Source organism: Geodermatophilus sp. SYSU D00691 (genome assembly GCF_054050275.1).
Window position 1 is genome coordinate 80,491 of sequence record NZ_JBJGYZ010000006.1, and the last position, 16,736, is coordinate 97,226.

The window sequence follows — 16,736 nt, forward strand, 5'->3', positions numbered from 1 at the left end:
AGGCGCAGCCGGGGCTCCCTACGGTGTCGGCGTGCCGAGGATTGTGGCGAGACCCGCCGACCTGGAGGCCGTGCGGGACTCCTACGACCGGGTGGCGATCGCTACGTCGCCATGGGCGTCGGCGAGCTGGACCCCTACCCGTGGCTGCGCGCGGTGCTCGCCGCGTTCGCCGAGGAGGTGCGCTGGCGCGGTCCGGTGCTGGACGTCGGCTGCGGCCCGGGGTACGTGACGGCGCATCTCGCCGGTCTGGGTGTCGATGCCCGGGGAGTCGACCTGTCGCCGCGCATGGTGGCGCAGGCGCGAAGGCTGCACCCGCACCTGCGGTTCGACGTCGCGTCCGCCACAGACCTCGCCGTCGACGACGCCTCCCTCGGCGGCGTGCTGGGCTGGTGGTCGCTGTTCAACCTGCCCCGCTCCGTGCTGCCCGACGTCCTGGCGTCCTTCGCCGACGCGGTGGTGCCCGGCGGGCTGGTCCTCATCGGCACGCACGTCGGGGACGGCGACGTCGTCCGCACGGAGGCCTACGGCGGCGTGCCGGTCAGGTGGACGACGCACCTGTGGCGCCCCGAGCAGCTCGCCGCGATGCTCGCCGGTGCGGGGCTGGAGGTCGTCTCCGAGCTCAGGCTGTCGGAGGACCAGACCGGGCGACCGCAGGTGGCGCTCGCCGCGCGTCGCCCGAGCTGACGCCCCGGCCTGCCCGGGCGACACCTGCGGGACGACGTGCCGATGGGCGCCTGCGGGATGCCGGGTGCAGGCGCCGGTCGGCTGAGGTCGGTCAGAAGGGCGGCTGGTCGGGGAGCGCCGGTGGCGGGCGGGTGGGCGGGGCGAGGCCGGGTGGTCGGCTGGTGCGGGTGACCCCCGCCGGGGTGGTCACGGAGAAGGTCCCGTCGGGGTCGAGCCGGAAGCCCCACCGCCGGTCGTGGGTCTTGATCCGGTGGTGGCGCCGGCACAGGCAGCAGAGGTTGTCGCAGGCGGTCTCGCCGCCGCAGGCGTGCGGGACGACGTGGTCCAGATCGGCCCACGCTGCGGTGTTCGGACAACCGGGCCAGCGGCAGCCACGGTCGCGGGTGCGCACGAACTCGTACTGCCCCGGGCTGGGCCGGTAGCGGTCCACCGTCCCGGGGGACTCGAGCACCGGGCAGCTGCAGTCGCCCGCCGGGTGGTCGGGGCAGCCGCGGGCGGCCAGCTTGGCCAGCTGCGCGCGATCGACCACCGCGCGAAGCTTCCCCGACACCGGGTCGACCAGCGAGAGGTGCAGGGCGCCGCCGGCGGGGGCCTGCAGCCCACCGGGGCAGACCGCGTCGAGCTGCTCGAGGAGGTCGCGCAGCAGCGCGCCGGTGATCGGCTGCCCGTCGAGGTCGGCGACGTCGGTGGCGTCCGCCCGGGTCGCGCGGACGGGGGCGGTGAGGTGCAGCTGGGCCGTGACCGGCGGCCGGGAGGTGTCCCACGGCCGCAGGATCAGGTCTTCGAGCACCAGCGCGCGCAGCAGGCCGATCGGGCGGGTGTCACCGTCGGCCTTGAGCATCCGGGCGTACTGGTCGACCGCGTCGGCGCAGGCGGTGGCCGAGGCGGTGGGCAGGAACGCGATCAGCTCGGACATGCCGTCGCGGTGGTGGGCCACGCGCACGTGGGCCAGCTCCTCGGCGTCCTTGCGGCGGCGTTCGGACAGGTCGACGTCGTGGGCGAGCAGCCGGGCGCGGATCAGCTCCCGCAGCCGGCGGACCGACAGCTCTCCGGCCCGGGGCAGCACCTCGGCCTCCACGGCGTGCACGACCGCGTCGGGCACGTCGCGAGCCGGCCAGCCCAGCTCGGCGGCCATCGCACGCGCACGGGGCTTCGAGCTGCCCGTCGGCCAGCCGCCCCCAGGTGGCGGTCAGCCGGGTGAGCAGGACGTTGGACAGCTCGGCCAGCCCGGTGGCCGTGGCACGCGAGCAGTTGAGCACCGCGCTGAGCTCGTCGGAGAAGGACTCCGACACGTCCGGCAGCCGCACCTCGCCCGCACCCCACGTGGGCTCCGCACCGGGTGGGAGGTCGTCGGCCGGGCGCAGCGCGGCCAGCGCGAGGGTGACCTCCATCTTGTAGGCGGCCAGCATGGACTCGATCTGCACGATGCGCTGCAGCTCGGTGCACAGCTCGACGTCGGACCTGGACCCGACCGGCAGGACCTGGCCCAGCCGGCGCCGCGGCGCCTGCGGCGAGAGCTGCTCGTCGTGGGGGAGCAGTTCGACCGCGAGCGCGACACCCGCCGTCGCCGGCTCCGCCTCGATCATGTGTTCGATCCTAGTGGCAGCGCCGACAGAACGCGCAGGTCAGCATCAATCCCTGTGGAGAACTGCGCTCGCGTTCAGTGCAGGTCGCGCCGGGCGAACAGCACCACGCCGGCGACCACCAGGGCCGCCGTCACCCCGCCCAGGACGAGGCCGCCCTGCAGGTTCCCGACGACGTACCCGGTCATCGCGACGAAGCCGTTCTCGTCCGGCGCCCCGGTCTCGAGGAAGAGCTGCAGCCCGCCCGGGTTGACCAGCGCGACGGCGTTGTTCGTCAGCAGCCACGGCTGCCACGTGGGCCGCAGCGCCCGGATCGCGGTCTCCAGCACAGCGAAGTAGACGAAGCCCGCGCCCAGGGCGGCGCCGGTGTTGCGGACCAGGTTGGCCAGGCCGAAGCCGGCCAGCGCGGCGAGCACGGTGAGGACGACGGCCCGCCCCTGCAGGGCGAGCAAGCTGCTCCAGAATCCTTCCGGCGGGGCGGCGCCGTCGCCGGCGACCGCCGAGAGGATCCCCGCCATGGCCAGCCACGCGGCCTGGGCCAGGACGCCGAGCAGCGCACCCCCGGCGGCCAGCACGCCGAGCTTGACGCCCATGACCCGGTACCGCCGGGGCTCCCAGAACAGCAGGGCGACGATCGACCGCGTCGACCACTCGGCGCCGATCCACGTCGCGCCCAGCAGGAACGCGAGGACGGCGGCCGCCGCGGCGAACCCGAGCGCGCCGGCCCGGGCCGCGGCGACGAAGGAGAACGGCGCCTCCTCGAGGAACATGCCGAGCGGCAGGTCCTCCGCCGTGATCGGCGGTCCGCAGAACTCCTCGGGCGGGACGTCGTCGGGCAGGTCCGGGTCCGCGAGGCACTCGGCGCGCCCCTCGTTGGACGCCGTGACGTTCTCCGCCTGCAGCTGCCGGGCCGCGGCGAGCTCGTCGGCGGTCGGCTGCCCGAACTGGGGGAGCGCGACGAGGACGGCGGTCAGCCAGCCGAGCAGCAGCAGCCCGAGCAGCACCTGGATGAACCGGCGGGCGCGGAAGCGGTGCGCCTCGGCGCGCACCAGGCCGCCGAGCCCGGCGGCCGGCGTGACGGGCGGGGCGCTCACGTCTGGTCCCCGGTGATCGCGAGGAACGCGCTCTCCAGGTCGGCGCTCACCGGGGTCAGCTCCTCGAGGTAGTGGCCGTGCTCGGCGAGCACGCGGGTGATCTCGCCCGGACTGGCCACGGCGTGCACGAGCAGCGCGCCGTCGGCGGGGGAGACGGCGAAGCCCGCCCCGGTCAGGACGGCGGCGGCGCTCACCGGCTCGGGGACGCGCACCCGCACGTCACCGCTGGAGCGGCTGGCCAGCACCTCGGCGACCGGCCCGCTGGCGACGCGGCGGCCGCGCGCGAGGATCGACACCGAGTCGCAGACCTGCTGGATCTCGGCGAGCAGGTGGGAGGACAGCAGCACCGTCGTCCGCCCGTCGCCGCCCAGGCGGCGGATGAGCTCGCGGACGTCGCGGATGCCGGCCGGGTCCAGGCCGTTGCTCGGCTCGTCGAGGATCAGCAGGCGCGGCGCCTTCAGCAGCGCCGCGGCGATGCCCAGCCGCTGCTTCATGCCGAGCGAGTAGCCCTTGAACCGGTCGTCGGCGCGGTCGTGCAGGTCGACCAGCTCGAGGACTTCCTCGACCCGCGTGCGCGGTAGGCCGGCTGCCTCGGCCAGCAGCCGCAGGTTGAGCCGGCCCGAGAACTCGGGGAAGAACAGCGGGGTCTCGACCAGCGCGCCGACGTCGGCTACCACCTCGGGGAGCGCGCCGGGCACCGGCCGGTCGAGCAGGCGGACGTCGCCGGCCTCAGCGGCGACCAGCCCGAGCAGCACCCGGATGGTCGTGGTCTTGCCCGAGCCGTTGGGGCCGAGGAAACCGTGCACCCCGCCGGTCTCGACGAGCAGGTCGAGGCCGTCGAGCGCCTTCTGCGGGGGCCGGCCGCGTCGCCGGTAGGTCTTGGTGACCCCCGTCATCTCCACTGCGGGCACGGCACCTCCTCGCTGCAGGGTGGGGGCACCCTGGCACAGCGAGACGTGCGCGTACAGCTACCGCGCGGGGCGCGCCGCCGTCAGCGGGGCGAGCGGCGGCGCTCCCAGTGCGGGTCGGGGTCGTCGTCGTCGTCGTCCCCGCCGGCGATGCCCTCCATGCCCGGGTTGAGCACGCCCCACTCGATGAGCTTCGAGGTCAGCTCGTCGGGGCTCATGTCGTAGATGATGGCCAGCGACTTGAGGTCCTCGGCGCGGATGGAGAGGACCTTGCCGTTGTAGTCGTGCCGCTGCGCCTGGATGGTCGAGGCGTACCGGGCCAGCGGGCCGGCCTCGTCGGCGGGCAGCGAGCCCAGCGACTCCAGGTTGAGCACGATCTTGGTGGTCGAGGTGACCGCGGAGCTCGGCCGCGGGTCGGGGAGCAGCTCGGAGACCGGCACGCCGTAGAAGACGGCCAGCTCGGAGAGCCGCTGCACGGTCACGGCGCGGTCGCCCCGCTCGTACGAGCCGACGACGACGGCCTTCCAGCGGCCGTGGGACTTGTCCTCCACGCCCTGCAGGGACAGGCCCTGCTGGTTGCGGATGGCGCGGAGGCGGGCCCCGAGGGCCCGTGAGTAGTCGGTGCTCATGGGCGTCCTGCTCACTGTCCGTCGTCGGCGGTGGTGATCATCGGTGACTGAGCGTACTGGTCACTTCATACACGCAACAGGAGACACACGGTGGCAGGCGCGTCCCGCCTGTGGGGTACTCGCGCGAGGGAGGTCCGGCCGAGGGGCGGGACCCGGACACCCGGTCGGGGGAACGCGGGCCGTGCAGTACGGTGGGCGCCGGACCACCCCACTCCTTTAACGACCCGTCCCGTGAGGCGGGGAAGGAGGCCTGATGGCCGGCTCGTCCCCGGCTGCGCCGAGCAGCCGAGAAGCCCGCAGCACCGCAGCGCCCGGGGCGCTGCTCTCCGCCACCGACGTCGCCCGAGTGGTCGACCGGATGGCCCACCAGCTGATCGAGAAGGCCGGCGACGAACTCGCCGGCCTCGTGCTGATCGGCATCCCCACCCGCGGCGCCCCGCTGGCCCGCCGGCTCGCCGCGCGCGTCGAGGCGTTCTCCGGTACCGCGATCGACGTCGGCACCGTCGACATCACGCTCTACCGCGACGACCTGCGCATGCGCGGGGTCCGCGCGCTGGAGCCCACGGTGGTGCCCGACGCGGGCATCGACGGGCGGCTCGTCGTCCTCGTCGACGACGTCCTGTACTCCGGCCGCTCGGTGCGGGCCGCGCTCGACGCGCTGCGCGACCTCGGCCGGCCGCGGGCGGTGCAGCTGGCCGTCCTCGTCGACCGCGGGCACCGCGAGCTGCCGATCCGCGCCGACTACGTGGGCAAGAACGTGCCCACGTCGCGCAGCCAGTCGGTCAAGGTCCACCTCGCCGAGGTGGACGGCGCCGACGAGGTGCTGCTCACCGAGGGGGAGAAGTGAAGCGCCACCTGCTGGAGGCGGCCGACCTCGACCGCGACGACGCCACCCTGGTCCTCGACACCGCCGCGCAGATCGAGTCGGCGCTGGCCGGCCGCGAGGTGAAGAAGCTGCCGACGCTGCGCGGCCGCACGGTGGTCAACCTCTTCTTCGAGGACTCCACCCGCACCCGCATCAGCTTCGAGCTGGCCGCCAAGCGGCTGTCGGCCGACGTCATCAACTTCTCGGCCAAGGGGTCGAGCGTGTCCAAGGGGGAGAGCCTCAAGGACACCGCGCTCACCCTCGAGGCGATGGGGTCCGACGCGATCGTGGTGCGGCACAGCGCGAGCGGCGCCCCGCACCGGCTGGCGCACTGGGTGCGCGGCAGCGTGGTGAACGCCGGCGACGGCACCCACGAGCACCCCACCCAGGCGCTGCTCGACGCCTACACGATCCGGCAGCGGCTGGGCCGGCTCGACGGCGTCCGCGTGGCGATCGTCGGCGACGTGCTGCACAGCCGGGTCGCCCGCTCCAACGTCCGGCTGCTGCACACCCTGGGCGCCGAGGTGACCCTGGTGGCCCCGCCGACCCTGCTCCCGGTGGGTGTGGGCAGCTGGCCGGTCTCGGTCGGCTACGACCTCGACGCCGTCCTGCCCAAGGCCGACGTGGTGATGATGCTGCGCGTCCAGGCCGAGCGGATGAACGCCTCGTTCTTCCCCAGCGCCCGCGAGTACAGCCGGCGCTACGGCCTCGACGCCGTCCGCATGGCGGCGCTCGCCGACGACGCGATCGTCATGCACCCCGGCCCGATGAACCGCGGCATGGAGATCGCCGCCGAGGTGGCCGACTCGGTCCGCTCGACGATCGTCGAGCAGGTCGGCAACGGCGTCAGCGTCCGCATGGCCGTCCTGTACCTGCTGCTCGGAGGCGCGACCCAGTGACGACGCTCATCAAGGGGGCCCGCCTCTACGGCGAGGACCCCGTCGACCTCGTGCTCAAGGACGGCGTGGTCACCTCGATCGGTGCCGGGCTGTCGGTGTCGAACGCCGAGGTGGTCGACGCCGACGGGCTGGTCGCGCTGCCCGGCCTGGTCGACCTGCACACCCACCTGCGCGAGCCCGGCCGCGAGGACACCGAGACCGTCGAGACCGGCAGCCGCGCCGCCGCGCTCGGCGGGTTCACCGCGGTGCACGCGATGGCCAACACCGACCCGGTCGCCGACACCGCCGGCGTGGTCGAGCAGGTGTGGCGGCTCGGCCAGCAGGCCGGGCTGGTCGACGTCGTCCCGGTCGGCGCGGTGACCGTCGGGCTGGCCGGCGAGCGGCTGGCCGAGCTCGGCGCGATGGCCGACTCCGCGGCCCGCGTCCGGGTCTTCTCCGACGACGGCAGGTGCGTGGCCGACCCCGCGCTGATGCGCCGGGCGCTGGAGTACGTCAAGGCCTTCGACGGCGTCGTCGCCCAGCACGCCGAGGAGCCGCGGCTCACCGCCGGCGCGCAGATGAACGAGGGCGACCGCTCGGCCCGGCTCGGGCTCGGCGGCTGGCCGGCCGCGGCGGAGGAGGCGGTCATCGCCCGCGACGTGCTGCTCGCCGGGCACGTCGGCGCGCGGCTGCACGTCTGCCACGTCTCCACCGCCGGGTCGGTGGAGATCCTCCGCTGGGCCAAGGGCCGCGGCGTCCAGGTGACCGCCGAGGTGACCCCGCACCACCTGCTGCTCACCGACGAGTGCGTCGAGGGCTACGACGCGGTGTTCAAGGTCAACCCGCCGCTGCGCACCGACGAGGACGTCGAGGCGCTGCGGGCGGCCCTGGCCGACGGCACCATCGACGCGGTCGCCACCGACCACGCCCCGCACGCCGTGGAGGACAAGGAGTGCGAGTGGGCGCTGGCCCGGCCCGGCATGCTCGGGCTGGAGCAGGCGCTCGGCGTCGTCGTCCGCACGATGGTGGAGACCGGGCTGCTCGACTGGCGCGGCGTCGCCGACCGCATGTCGGTCCGCCCGGCGGCGATCGGCCGGCTGGCCGGCCACGGCCGCCCGCTCGCCCCCGGCGAGCCGGCCAACCTGCTGCTGCTCGACCCGACGCACCGGGCCACCGTCGACCCGGCCGCGCTGGCCAGCCGCAGCCGCAACAGCCCCTACGCCGGCCGGGAGCTGCCCGGCCGGGTGGTCGCCACGTTCCTGCGCGGGACGGCGACCGTGCTCGACGGAAAGGCAGTGCGTTGACAGAGGCGGTACTCGTCCTCGAGGACGGGCGGACGTTCCGGGGCGAGGCCTACGGCGCGGTCGGGACGACGGTCGGCGAGGCGGTGTTCGCCACCGGGATGACCGGCTACCAGGAGACGCTGACCGACCCCAGCTACGCCGGCCAGATCGTCACCATGACCGCGCCGCACATCGGCAACACCGGCGTGAACCAGGAGGACGACGAGAGCCGCCGCATGTGGGTGGCCGGCTTCGTCGTCCGCGACCCGGCCCGCCGCCCGGCCAACTGGCGGGCCACCGGGACCCTGGACGACGAGCTGGCCGCGCAGGGCGTCGTCGGCATCAGCGGCGTCGACACCCGGGCGCTCACCCGGCACCTGCGCGAGCGCGGCGCGATGCGGGCCGGCATCAGCACCGAGCTCGGCGCCGAGGCCCTCCGCCAGCGGGTGCGGGCCGCCGGGAGCATGGTCGGCGCCGACCTCGCCCCGACGGTGAGCACCGCGGAGCCGTACGTCGTCCCGGCGGTGGGGGAGAGGCGGTTCACCATCGCCGCGCTCGACCTCGGCATCAAGACCGCCACCCCGCGGCACCTGGCCGAGCTGGGTGTCGAGACGCACGTGCTGCCCTCGACGGCCACCGCCGAGGAGCTGCTGGCCGCCGGTCCCGACGGGGTCTTCCTCTCCAACGGCCCGGGCGACCCGGCCGCCGCCGACTACGCGGTCGCGGCCGTCCGCGGCGTCCTGGAGGCGCGCCGGCCGCTGTTCGGCATCTGCTTCGGCAACCAGATCCTCGGCCGCGCGCTGGGCCTGGGCACCTACAAGCTGCGCTTCGGCCACCGTGGCCTCAACCAGCCGGTGCTCGACCGGGTCAGCGGCACGGTGCGGGTGACCAGCCACAACCACGGCTTCGCCGTCGACGCCCCGCTCGACCGGCCGACCGGCACCCCGTTCGGGCCGGTCGAGGTCAGCCACGTGGGCCTCAACGACGACGTCGTCGAGGGGCTGCGGCTGCTGGACGCGCCGGCCTTCAGCGTGCAGTTCCACCCCGAGTCGGCCGCCGGGCCGCACGACGCCGCCCCGCTGTTCCAGCGCTTCGTCGACCTCATGGGGGAGAAGGCCTGATGCCCAAGCGGGACGACATCCACCACGTGCTGGTGATCGGCTCCGGGCCGATCGTCATCGGCCAGGCCAGCGAGTTCGACTACTCCGGCACCCAGGCCTGCCGCGTGCTCAAGGCCGAGGGGCTGCGGGTCAGCCTGGTCAACAGCAACCCGGCCACGATCATGACCGACCCCGAGGTCGCCGACGCCACCTACGTCGAGCCCCTGACGCCGGAGTTCGTCGAGCGGGTCATCGCCAAGGAGCGCCCCGACGCGCTGCTGGCCACCCTCGGCGGGCAGACCGCGCTCAACCTCGCGATCGGCCTCTACGAGAGCGGCGTGCTCGAGAAGTACGGCGTCCAGCTCATCGGCGCCGACGTCGACGCGATCAACCGCGGCGAGGACCGGCAGCTGTTCAAGGAGATCGTGCGCTCGGTCGGTGCCGACGCGCCCCGGTCGCGGGTCTGCGCCAGCGTCGAGGAGGCCCTGGAGACCGCGGCCGAGGTCGGCTACCCGGTCGTCATCCGGCCGTCGTTCACCATGGGCGGCCTCGGCTCGGGCTTCGCCACCGACGAGCCGATGCTGCGGCGGATGGCCGCGCACGGCCTGGCCGACTCGCCGGTGCACACCGTGCTGATCGAGGAGTCGGTGCTCGGCTGGAAGGAGTACGAGCTCGAGCTGATGCGCGACCGCAGCGACAACGTGGTCGTCATCTGCTCGATCGAGAACATCGACGCGATGGGCGTCCACACCGGCGACTCGGTGACCGTCGCCCCGGCGATGACCCTCACCGACCGCGAGTACCAGCGGATGCGCGACGTCGGCATCGCGGTGCTGCGGGCGGTCGGCGTCGACACCGGCGGCTGCAACATCCAGTTCGCGGTCAACCCCGACAACGGCCGGCTCGTCGTCATCGAGATGAACCCGCGCGTCTCCCGGTCCAGCGCCCTGGCGTCCAAGGCGACCGGCTTCCCGATCGCCAAGATCGCGGCGAAGCTGGCGATCGGCTACACGCTCGACGAGATCCCCAACGACATCACCGGGGTCACCCCGTCGGCGTTCGAGCCCGCCCTGGACTACGTCGTGGTCAAGATCCCGCGGTTCGCGTTCGAGAAGTTCCCCGGCGCCGACCCGCGGCTGACGACGACGATGAAGAGCGTCGGCGAGATCATGGCCCTGGGGCGCAACTTCCCCGAGGCGCTGGGCAAGGCGATGCGGTCCACCGAGACGTCGGTGGCCGGCTTCTGGACCGGCGCCGAGGACCCCGACGCCGACCCCGCCGAGCTGCTCGAGCAGCTGCGCACCCCGGTCGACGGCCGGCTCTACCTCGCCGAGCGGGCGCTGGCGGCCGGCGCGAGCGTCGAGCAGGTCGCCGAGGCCAGCGGTTTCGACCCCTGGTTCGTCGACCAGATCGCGCTGGTCCAGGAGGTCGGCGACGAGGTGCGCGACGCCCCGGCGCTCACCGGGGCGCTGCTGCGCAAGGCCAAGCGGCACGGCCTGTCCGACCGGCAGGTCGCGGCGCTGCGGCCGGAGCTGGCGGGGGAGGACGGCGTCCGGCGGCTGCGCTGGCGCCTCGGCGTCCGGCCGGTCTACAAGACCGTCGACACCTGCGCGGCCGAGTTCGCCGCCCGCACGCCGTACCACTACTCGTCCTACGACGAGGAGACCGAGGTCGAGCCGCGCGAGAAGCCGGCGGTGCTCATCTTCGGCTCCGGGCCCAACCGGATCGGGCAGGGCATCGAGTTCGACTACTCGTGCGTGCACGCGGTCATGGCGCTCAAGGACGCCGGCTACGAGGCCGTGATGGTCAACTGCAACCCCGAGACCGTCTCGACCGACTACGACACCGCCGACCGGCTCTACTTCGAGCCGCTGACCTTCGAGGACGTCCTCGAGGTGGTCGAGGCCGAGCGCGCCGCCGGCCCGGTGGCCGGCGTCATCTGCACCCTCGGCGGGCAGACCCCGCTGGGCCTGGCGCAGCGGCTCAAGGACGCCGGCGTCCCGGTGCTGGGGACGGCGCCCGAGGCGATCGACGCCGCCGAGGACCGCGGCGCCTTCTCCCGCGTGCTGGCCGACACCGGCCTGCTCGCGCCCAAGCACGGCACCGCCACGGCGTTCCCCGAGGCGCGGGAGATCGCCGCGGCGATCGGCTACCCCGTGCTGGTGCGCCCGTCGTACGTGCTCGGCGGGCGGGGCATGGAGATCGTCTACGACGACGCCACGCTGGAGAGCTACATCGCCAAGGCCACCGACGTCAGCCCGAAGCACCCGGTGCTGGTCGACCGGTTCCTGGAGGACGCCGTCGAGATCGACGTCGACGCCCTCTACGACGGCACCGAGCTCTACCTCGGCGGCGTCATGGAGCACATCGAGGAGGCCGGCATCCACTCCGGGGACTCGGCGTGCGCGCTGCCGCCGATCACGCTCGGCTCGGGCGACCTGGTCCGCATCCGCGCGGCCACCGAGAAGCTGGCCGCGCGGATCGGCGTGCGCGGCCTCATGAACGTCCAGTACGCGGTCAAGGACGACGTCCTCTACGTGCTCGAGGCCAACCCGCGGGCCAGCCGGACGGTGCCGTTCGTGTCCAAGGCGACCGCGGTGCAGCTGGCCAAGGCCGCGGCCCGGATCTCGGTGGGGGAGTCGATCGCCGAACTGCGCGCGGCCGGTGTGCTGCCGGCCACCGGCGACGGCGCCGACCTGCCCGAGGACATGCCGATCGCGGTCAAGGAGGCGGTGCTGCCGTTCCACCGGTTCCGCACCGTCGAGGGGCACAACGTCGACACCGTGCTCGGCCCGGAGATGAAGTCCACCGGCGAGGTCATGGGGCTCGACACCGGCTTCGGGACGGCGTTCGCCAAGTCGCAGGCCGCCGTCTACGGGGAGCTGCCCACCTCGGGCACGGTGTTCGTGTCGCTGGCCAACCGCGACAAGCGCTCGGCGATCTTCCCGGTCAAGCGGCTGGCCGACCTCGGCTTCGAGGTCCTCGCCACGTCGGGCACCGCCCAGGTGCTGCGCCGCAACGGGGTGACCTGCGAGGTCGTCGGCAAGTACAGCGAGGGCCCGGGCAACGTCGTGGAGCGCATCCAGGCCGGCGACGTGGACCTGGTCATGAACACGCCGTTCGGCGCCCCGGGCAACAGCGGGCCGCGGCTGGACGGTTACGAGATCCGCACGGCCGCCGTCACCGCCGGGATCCCGTGCATGACCACGGTGCAGGGCATCGCCGCGGCGGTGCAGGCGGTGGAGGCGCTGCGGGCCGGTGCGCTGGGCGTGCGCAGCCTGCAGGAGGTCCACGCCGGCCTCGCCGCCTCCCTGGACGGGCGGCGGCCGTGAGCGGGCTGCTCACCCGGCCGGCGGAGCCGGCGGCGAACCCGCCCGTGCAGCGGGTGGTCGAGGTCGTCGGCCGCCGACCGGTGGCCGCCTACGTGGAGCTGACCCTCGACGCCCCGGAGATCGCGGCGGCCGCCGAACCCGGCCAGTTCGTCGCCTTCGCCGTCGGCGGGCCGCTGTCGGCCGCGCTGCTGCGCCGCTCCATCGCCATCGCCGGCACCGGCGACGGCCGGGTCACCGTCGTCGTCGCGCCGCACGGCGCCGGTTCGACCTGGCTGGCGCAGCTGCAGCCCGGGGACACCGTCGACGTGATCGGCCCGCTGGGCCGGCCGTTCCCGCTGCCCGACCCCGGCACGCCCGCCCTGCTCGTGGGCGGCGGCTACGGCGCCGCGGCGCTGGTCGGCCTCGCCGCGCTGCTGGCCGGCCGCGGCTCACGGGTGGCCGCCGTCGCCGGGGCGGCCTCGGCCGACCGGCTGTGCTCCCTCGACGAGCTGGCCGCCGCCGGGGCCGAGGTCGTCGTCACCACCGACGACGGCAGCGCCGGGCGGCAGGGCCTGGTCACGGTCGCGGTCGACGAACGGCTCGCCGACGCCGGCGTCGTCTACGCCTGCGGGCCGATGCCGATGCTGCGGGCGGTGGCCGGGGCGGCGAGCGCACGGGGGCTGCCCTCGTACGTCGCCGTCGAGGAGGCCATGGCCTGCGGGATCGGGGTCTGCATGACCTGCGTGCTGCCGGTGATCGGCGCCGACGGCCGCAGCCGCTTCACCCGCTCCTGCACCGAGGGGCCGGTGTTCGGCGGCGACCGGGTGCGCTTCGCCGACGTCGGTTCGCTGCCCGCCGACGTCGTGGGCGCCGACGCGATGGGGGTGCTGCCGGCATGACCGCCGTCGACATGACCACCTGGCTGGGCAAGGCCGAGATCCCGAGCCCGGTGCTCACGGCGTCGGGCTGCTCGTCGTTCGGCCGGGAGCTCGAGCCGTTCGTCGACCTCACCGCCATCGGGGCGGTGGTCACCAAGTCGGTGCAGCTGCGCCCGCGCTCCGGCCGGCCCACGCCGCGGATGGCCGAGACCCCGAGCGGGATGCTCAACTCGATCGGCCTGCAGGGTCCCGGCATCGACGGCCTGCTCGCCGACGAGCTCCCGTGGCTGGCCGAGCGCGGGGTGCGCTCGTTCGTCTCGATCGCCGGCACCCGCGTCGAGGACTTCGCCGAGCTGGCCCGCCGCCTCGCCGGCGTCCCCGGCGTCCTCGGCCTCGAGGTCAACATCAGCTGCCCGAACGTGGAGAGCCGCGGCGAGGTGTTCGCCTGCGACCCCGTGGCGGCGCACGACGTCGTGCGGGCGGTGCGGGAGGCGGCCGACCCGGCGCAGCCGGTCTACGCCAAGCTCAGCCCCGACGTCACCGACATCGTCGCGGTCGCCCGGTCGGTCGCCGACGCGGGCGCGGACGGGCTCTCGATGATCAACACCCTGCTCGGGCTGGTCATCGACCCCGACACGATGAAGCCGGTCCTCGGCGGGGTCACCGGCGGGCTGTCCGGCCCGGCGATCCGCCCGGTGGCGCTGCGCTGCGTCTGGCAGGTGCACCAGGCGCTGCCCGAGGTGCCGGTCCTCGGCATGGGCGGCATCCGCACCGGCCTGGACGCCCTGCAGTTCGTCCTCGCCGGGGCGAGCGCCGTCAGCGTCGGGACGGCGGTGTTCAACGACCCGTCCGCCGTCGCCCGGGTGCACGCCGAGCTCGAGCAGGCGCTCGCCGCCCGCGGGTTCGGCTCGCTGGCCGACGCCGTCGGGTACGCGCACCGATGAGCTTCGGGCAGCGGCTGGCCGAGGCCGTGGCCGCCCGCGGGCCGCTGTGCGTGGGCATCGACCCGCACGTGCCGCTGCTGGCGAGGTGGGGGCTGCCCGACAGCCCCGAGGGCCTGGCCCGGTTCACCGACGCGGTCGTCGACGCGCTCGCCGGGCACGTCGCCGTCCTCAAGCCCCAGCTGGCGTTCTACGAGCGGCACGGCTCGCGCGGCCTGGCCGTCCTGGAGGACGCCGTCCCGCGGGCCCGGGCCGCCGGGGCGCTGGTGCTGCTCGACGCCAAGCGCGGCGACATCGGCTCGACGATGGACGCCTACGCCGACTACCTCGACCCGGCGCACCCGCTCGCCGTCGACGCGATGACCGTCAGCCCCTTCCTCGGCCCGGGCTCCCTGCAGCCGGCCGTGGAGACCGCCCGGCGCTGCGGCGGCGGGCTGTTCGTGCTGGCCCGCACCTCCAACCCCGACGCCGGCACGCTGCAGCACGCCTTGGTGGGGGAGCGGTCGGCCGCGCAGGTGGTCGTCGACACCGTGCGGGCGTGGAACGCCGAGGACGGCTCGGGCTCGTTCGGCCTGGTCGTGGGGGCCACGCTGCCCGAGCTGGACGTCGACCTGACCGGCCTCGGCGGGCCGGTCCTGGCCCCCGGCCTGGGCGCGCAGGGGGGCTCGGTGGCCGGCCTCCGGCGCCTGTTCGGCCGCGACCCCGCCGTCGTCCCGACCGTCTCGCGCGACGTGCTCGCCGCCGGGCCGGACGCCGCGGCGCTGCGGGCCGCCGCCGACCGCTGGGCCGACGAGCTGGCGCGCCCCTGACGCCTGCTCGCCCGCCCGCCGCGAGTGGGTGGAGCGGGTCCAAAGTCCCTGCTCAGAGCCGCTCCTCGGTCACCGCCGGATCACCCCTCGGCGTGTCGCAACCGGCGTGTCGAACCGGTGCAGGTTGCAACCACTACGGAACGCAAGCGTCCAGAATCCCGCTGACCAGCGCAGATGACTATCCGTCACCGAATGCGGGAACGACGGGTGAACGAACCGGCCGAATCCGTCGACGATCTTCGCCAGAGGGCGCGTGACCAGCGCATATGCCGGGAACTAGGTTGATCGCCGGGCCCGCAACGGCGTGCCCGGCACCGAAAGAAGCACCACCCGACCCGCCGGGTCCAGATCGCCGGCGACGACACGATTGGGTCGCAACCATGCCTCTCCCCTCCCTGTCCCCCGAGCAACGTGCCGCCGCTCTCGAGAAGGCCGCCGCGGCCCGCAAGGCCCGCGCCGAACTCCGCGAGCAGCTCAAGAGCAAGGGCGCCACGGTCGGCGACGTCCTGAAGAAGGGCGAGACCGACGAGGTGATCGGCAAGATGCGCGTCTCCGCCGTGCTCGAGTCCCTCCCCGGCGTGGGCAAGGCGCGGGCGGCCAAGATCATGGAACGGCTGGAGATCTCGCCGACCCGCCGCGTGCGGGGCCTCGGCGCCAACCAGCGCAAGGCGCTGGAGGCCGAGTTCGGCGGGGACAAGGTCTCCTCCTGAGCCCTGCCACCCCCGGGCGACCGGTGGCCGACCCCGCGTAAGAGACTCGACGCGTGGCAGAACGCACCCCGGCACGGCTCACCGTGCTCTCCGGCCCCTCCGGGGTGGGCAAGGGCACCGTGATCGCGGAGGTCCGGCGGCGCCACCCCGACGTGTGGGTGTCGGTGTCGGCCACCACGCGGGCCCGCCGCGCCGGCGAGGTCGACGGCGTGCACTACCACTTCGTCGACGACGCGGAGTTCGACCGGCTGATCGCCGAGGACGGCCTGCTCGAGTGGGCCGAGTACGCAGGCAACCGCTACGGCACCCCGGCCGCCCCGGTCCGCGCACGGCTCGCGGCCGGGGCGCCGGCCCTGCTGGAGATCGAGCTGCAGGGCGCGCGCCAGGTCCGCGCCCGCGAGCCGGAGGCCCAGCTGGTGTTCCTCGCCCCGCCGTCCTGGTCGGAGCTGGTCAGCCGGCTGGCCGGCCGCGGGTCGGAACCGGCCGCCGTCCAGGAGCGCCGGCTGGCCATCGCGCAGGCCGAGCTGGACGCCGCGGGGGAGTTCGACGTGGTGGTCGTCAACGACGACGTGGCCAGGGCCGCCGACGAGTTGGTAGGCTTGCTGACTGCGCCTGCGCCCGGCCTGTGCCAGGGCAGCGGCGCTCCCACCACCGACTGAGGAGCTCGCCCGCACGTGTCCGGAGTCGCACCCCACCCCGAGGGCATCACCAACCCGCCGATCGACGAGCTGCTCGAGCGCACCAGCAGCAAGTACGGCCTGGTGATCTTCGCCGCCAAGCGCGCGCGGCAGATCAACGCCTACTACAGCCAGCTCTCCGAGGGCCTGCTCGAGTACGTCGGCCCCCTGGTCGACACCGCCCCGCAGGAGAAGCCCCTCTCGATCGCCCTGCGCGAGATCAACGAGGGTCTGCTCACCCACACCGCGGGCGAGAACTGACAAAGGACCCCCTTGCCCCCACCGCTCGCAGGCTCGCGGCGGGACCCTGCAAGGGGGCCGTTCCAGCACCCCAATGGGTGAGAACGCACCCGGCAGCTCCTGCCGGGTGCGTTGTCGTGTCGGGA

16 protein-coding genes are annotated in these 16,736 nt (G+C 74.4%); 12 read left to right on the forward strand and 4 right to left on the reverse strand.

The annotated features are described in order from the left end of the window. Positions 1–111: 111 nt before the first annotated feature. Complete coding sequence (locus ACI797_RS06220; protein WP_456857649.1) at positions 112–684, forward strand: class I SAM-dependent methyltransferase; 573 nt, start codon at positions 112–114, stop codon at positions 682–684. Positions 685–775: 91 nt separating this feature from the next. Here ACI797_RS06220 and ACI797_RS06225 read toward each other — a convergent pair whose 3' ends face one another. From ACI797_RS06225 to bldD, 4 genes are all read right to left on the reverse strand, one after another. Next, on the reverse strand, positions 776–1,819 hold the full coding sequence (locus ACI797_RS06225; RefSeq protein WP_456857650.1) for an HNH endonuclease: 1,044 nt from the start codon (positions 1,817–1,819) through the stop codon (positions 776–778). A 525-nt stretch (positions 1,820–2,344) separates the two neighbouring features. Then, positions 2,345–3,361 carry a hypothetical protein gene (locus ACI797_RS06230; RefSeq protein WP_456857651.1) on the reverse strand — a complete coding sequence of 339 codons (1,017 nt, stop codon included), beginning with the start codon at positions 3,359–3,361 and terminating at the stop codon, positions 2,345–2,347. Continuing rightward, positions 3,358–4,272 (reverse strand): ABC transporter ATP-binding protein, encoded by a 915-nt coding sequence (locus tag ACI797_RS06235; RefSeq protein ID WP_456857652.1) that lies wholly within the window; start codon positions 4,270–4,272, stop codon positions 3,358–3,360. Before ACI797_RS06235 ends, ACI797_RS06230 begins: the two co-directional genes overlap by 4 nt. An 80-nt stretch (positions 4,273–4,352) precedes the next feature. Beyond that, complete coding sequence (bldD, locus tag ACI797_RS06240) at positions 4,353–4,898, reverse strand: transcriptional regulator BldD (RefSeq protein WP_456857653.1); 546 nt, start codon at positions 4,896–4,898, stop codon at positions 4,353–4,355. A gap of 253 nt (positions 4,899–5,151) precedes the next feature. Here bldD and pyrR point away from each other — a divergent pair, with 253 nt between their 5' ends. From pyrR to rpoZ, 11 genes are all read left to right on the forward strand, one after another. Beyond that, positions 5,152–5,745: a bifunctional pyr operon transcriptional regulator/uracil phosphoribosyltransferase PyrR gene (gene pyrR, locus ACI797_RS06245; protein ID WP_456539644.1), complete on the forward strand. Its 594-nt coding sequence runs from the start codon at positions 5,152–5,154 to the stop codon at positions 5,743–5,745. Continuing rightward, complete coding sequence (locus ACI797_RS06250; RefSeq protein WP_456857654.1) at positions 5,742–6,662, forward strand: aspartate carbamoyltransferase catalytic subunit; 921 nt, start codon at positions 5,742–5,744, stop codon at positions 6,660–6,662. The genes pyrR and ACI797_RS06250 overlap by 4 nt, the downstream gene beginning before the upstream one ends. Further along, entirely contained in the window at positions 6,659–7,945 is a 1,287-nt protein-coding gene (locus ACI797_RS06255) for a dihydroorotase (RefSeq protein WP_456857655.1), read from the forward strand. The genes ACI797_RS06250 and ACI797_RS06255 overlap by 4 nt, the downstream gene beginning before the upstream one ends. After that, positions 7,942–9,045: a glutamine-hydrolyzing carbamoyl-phosphate synthase small subunit gene (gene carA, locus ACI797_RS06260; protein WP_456857657.1), complete on the forward strand. Its 1,104-nt coding sequence runs from the start codon at positions 7,942–7,944 to the stop codon at positions 9,043–9,045. The genes ACI797_RS06255 and carA overlap by 4 nt, the downstream gene beginning before the upstream one ends. Next, on the forward strand, positions 9,045–12,356 hold the full coding sequence (gene carB / locus ACI797_RS06265) for a carbamoyl-phosphate synthase large subunit (RefSeq protein ID WP_456857658.1): 3,312 nt from the start codon (positions 9,045–9,047) through the stop codon (positions 12,354–12,356). Before carA ends, carB begins: the two co-directional genes overlap by 1 nt. Further along, a complete protein-coding gene (locus tag ACI797_RS06270) occupies positions 12,353–13,234 on the forward strand; it encodes an iron-sulfur cluster-binding protein (protein ID WP_456857659.1) in 882 nt (293 codons plus the stop codon). Before carB ends, ACI797_RS06270 begins: the two co-directional genes overlap by 4 nt. Further along, complete coding sequence (locus ACI797_RS06275) at positions 13,231–14,157, forward strand: dihydroorotate dehydrogenase (RefSeq protein WP_456857660.1); 927 nt, start codon at positions 13,231–13,233, stop codon at positions 14,155–14,157. Before ACI797_RS06270 ends, ACI797_RS06275 begins: the two co-directional genes overlap by 4 nt. Next, complete coding sequence (pyrF, locus tag ACI797_RS06280; protein WP_456857661.1) at positions 14,154–14,963, forward strand: orotidine-5'-phosphate decarboxylase; 810 nt, start codon at positions 14,154–14,156, stop codon at positions 14,961–14,963. The genes ACI797_RS06275 and pyrF overlap by 4 nt, the downstream gene beginning before the upstream one ends. 380 nt (positions 14,964–15,343) lie before the next feature. Further along, the gene (gene mihF, locus ACI797_RS06285) at positions 15,344–15,673 is read left to right on the forward strand and encodes an integration host factor, actinobacterial type (RefSeq protein WP_456539652.1); all 330 of its coding nucleotides are present in this window, start codon (positions 15,344–15,346) and stop codon (positions 15,671–15,673) included. 53 nt (positions 15,674–15,726) lie between these two features. Further along, positions 15,727–16,332, forward strand: a complete 606-nt coding sequence (gene gmk, locus ACI797_RS06290; RefSeq protein WP_456857662.1) for a guanylate kinase — start codon at positions 15,727–15,729, stop codon at positions 16,330–16,332. A 15-nt stretch (positions 16,333–16,347) separates the two neighbouring features. Then, positions 16,348–16,611 (forward strand): DNA-directed RNA polymerase subunit omega, encoded by a 264-nt coding sequence (gene rpoZ, locus ACI797_RS06295; protein ID WP_179720069.1) that lies wholly within the window; start codon positions 16,348–16,350, stop codon positions 16,609–16,611. Positions 16,612–16,736 lie beyond the last annotated feature (125 nt).

Excerpts from the sequence above, each read along its gene's own strand:
- ACI797_RS06220 (WP_456857649.1), top strand. The coding sequence starts at position 112 with ATGGGCGTCGGCGAGCTGGACCCCTACCCGTGGCTGCGCGCGGTGCTC.
- ACI797_RS06225 (WP_456857650.1), bottom strand. The coding sequence starts at position 1,819 with ATGGCCGCCGAGCTGGGCTGGCCGGCTCGCGACGTGCCCGACGCGGTC.
- bldD (WP_456857653.1), bottom strand. The coding sequence starts at position 4,898 with ATGAGCACCGACTACTCACGGGCCCTCGGGGCCCGCCTCCGCGCCATC.
- pyrR (WP_456539644.1), top strand. The coding sequence starts at position 5,152 with ATGGCCGGCTCGTCCCCGGCTGCGCCGAGCAGCCGAGAAGCCCGCAGC.
- carB (WP_456857658.1), top strand. The coding sequence starts at position 9,045 with ATGCCCAAGCGGGACGACATCCACCACGTGCTGGTGATCGGCTCCGGG.
- ACI797_RS06275 (WP_456857660.1), top strand. The coding sequence starts at position 13,231 with ATGACCGCCGTCGACATGACCACCTGGCTGGGCAAGGCCGAGATCCCG.
- pyrF (WP_456857661.1), top strand. The coding sequence starts at position 14,154 with ATGAGCTTCGGGCAGCGGCTGGCCGAGGCCGTGGCCGCCCGCGGGCCG.
- mihF (WP_456539652.1), top strand. The coding sequence starts at position 15,344 with ATGCCTCTCCCCTCCCTGTCCCCCGAGCAACGTGCCGCCGCTCTCGAG.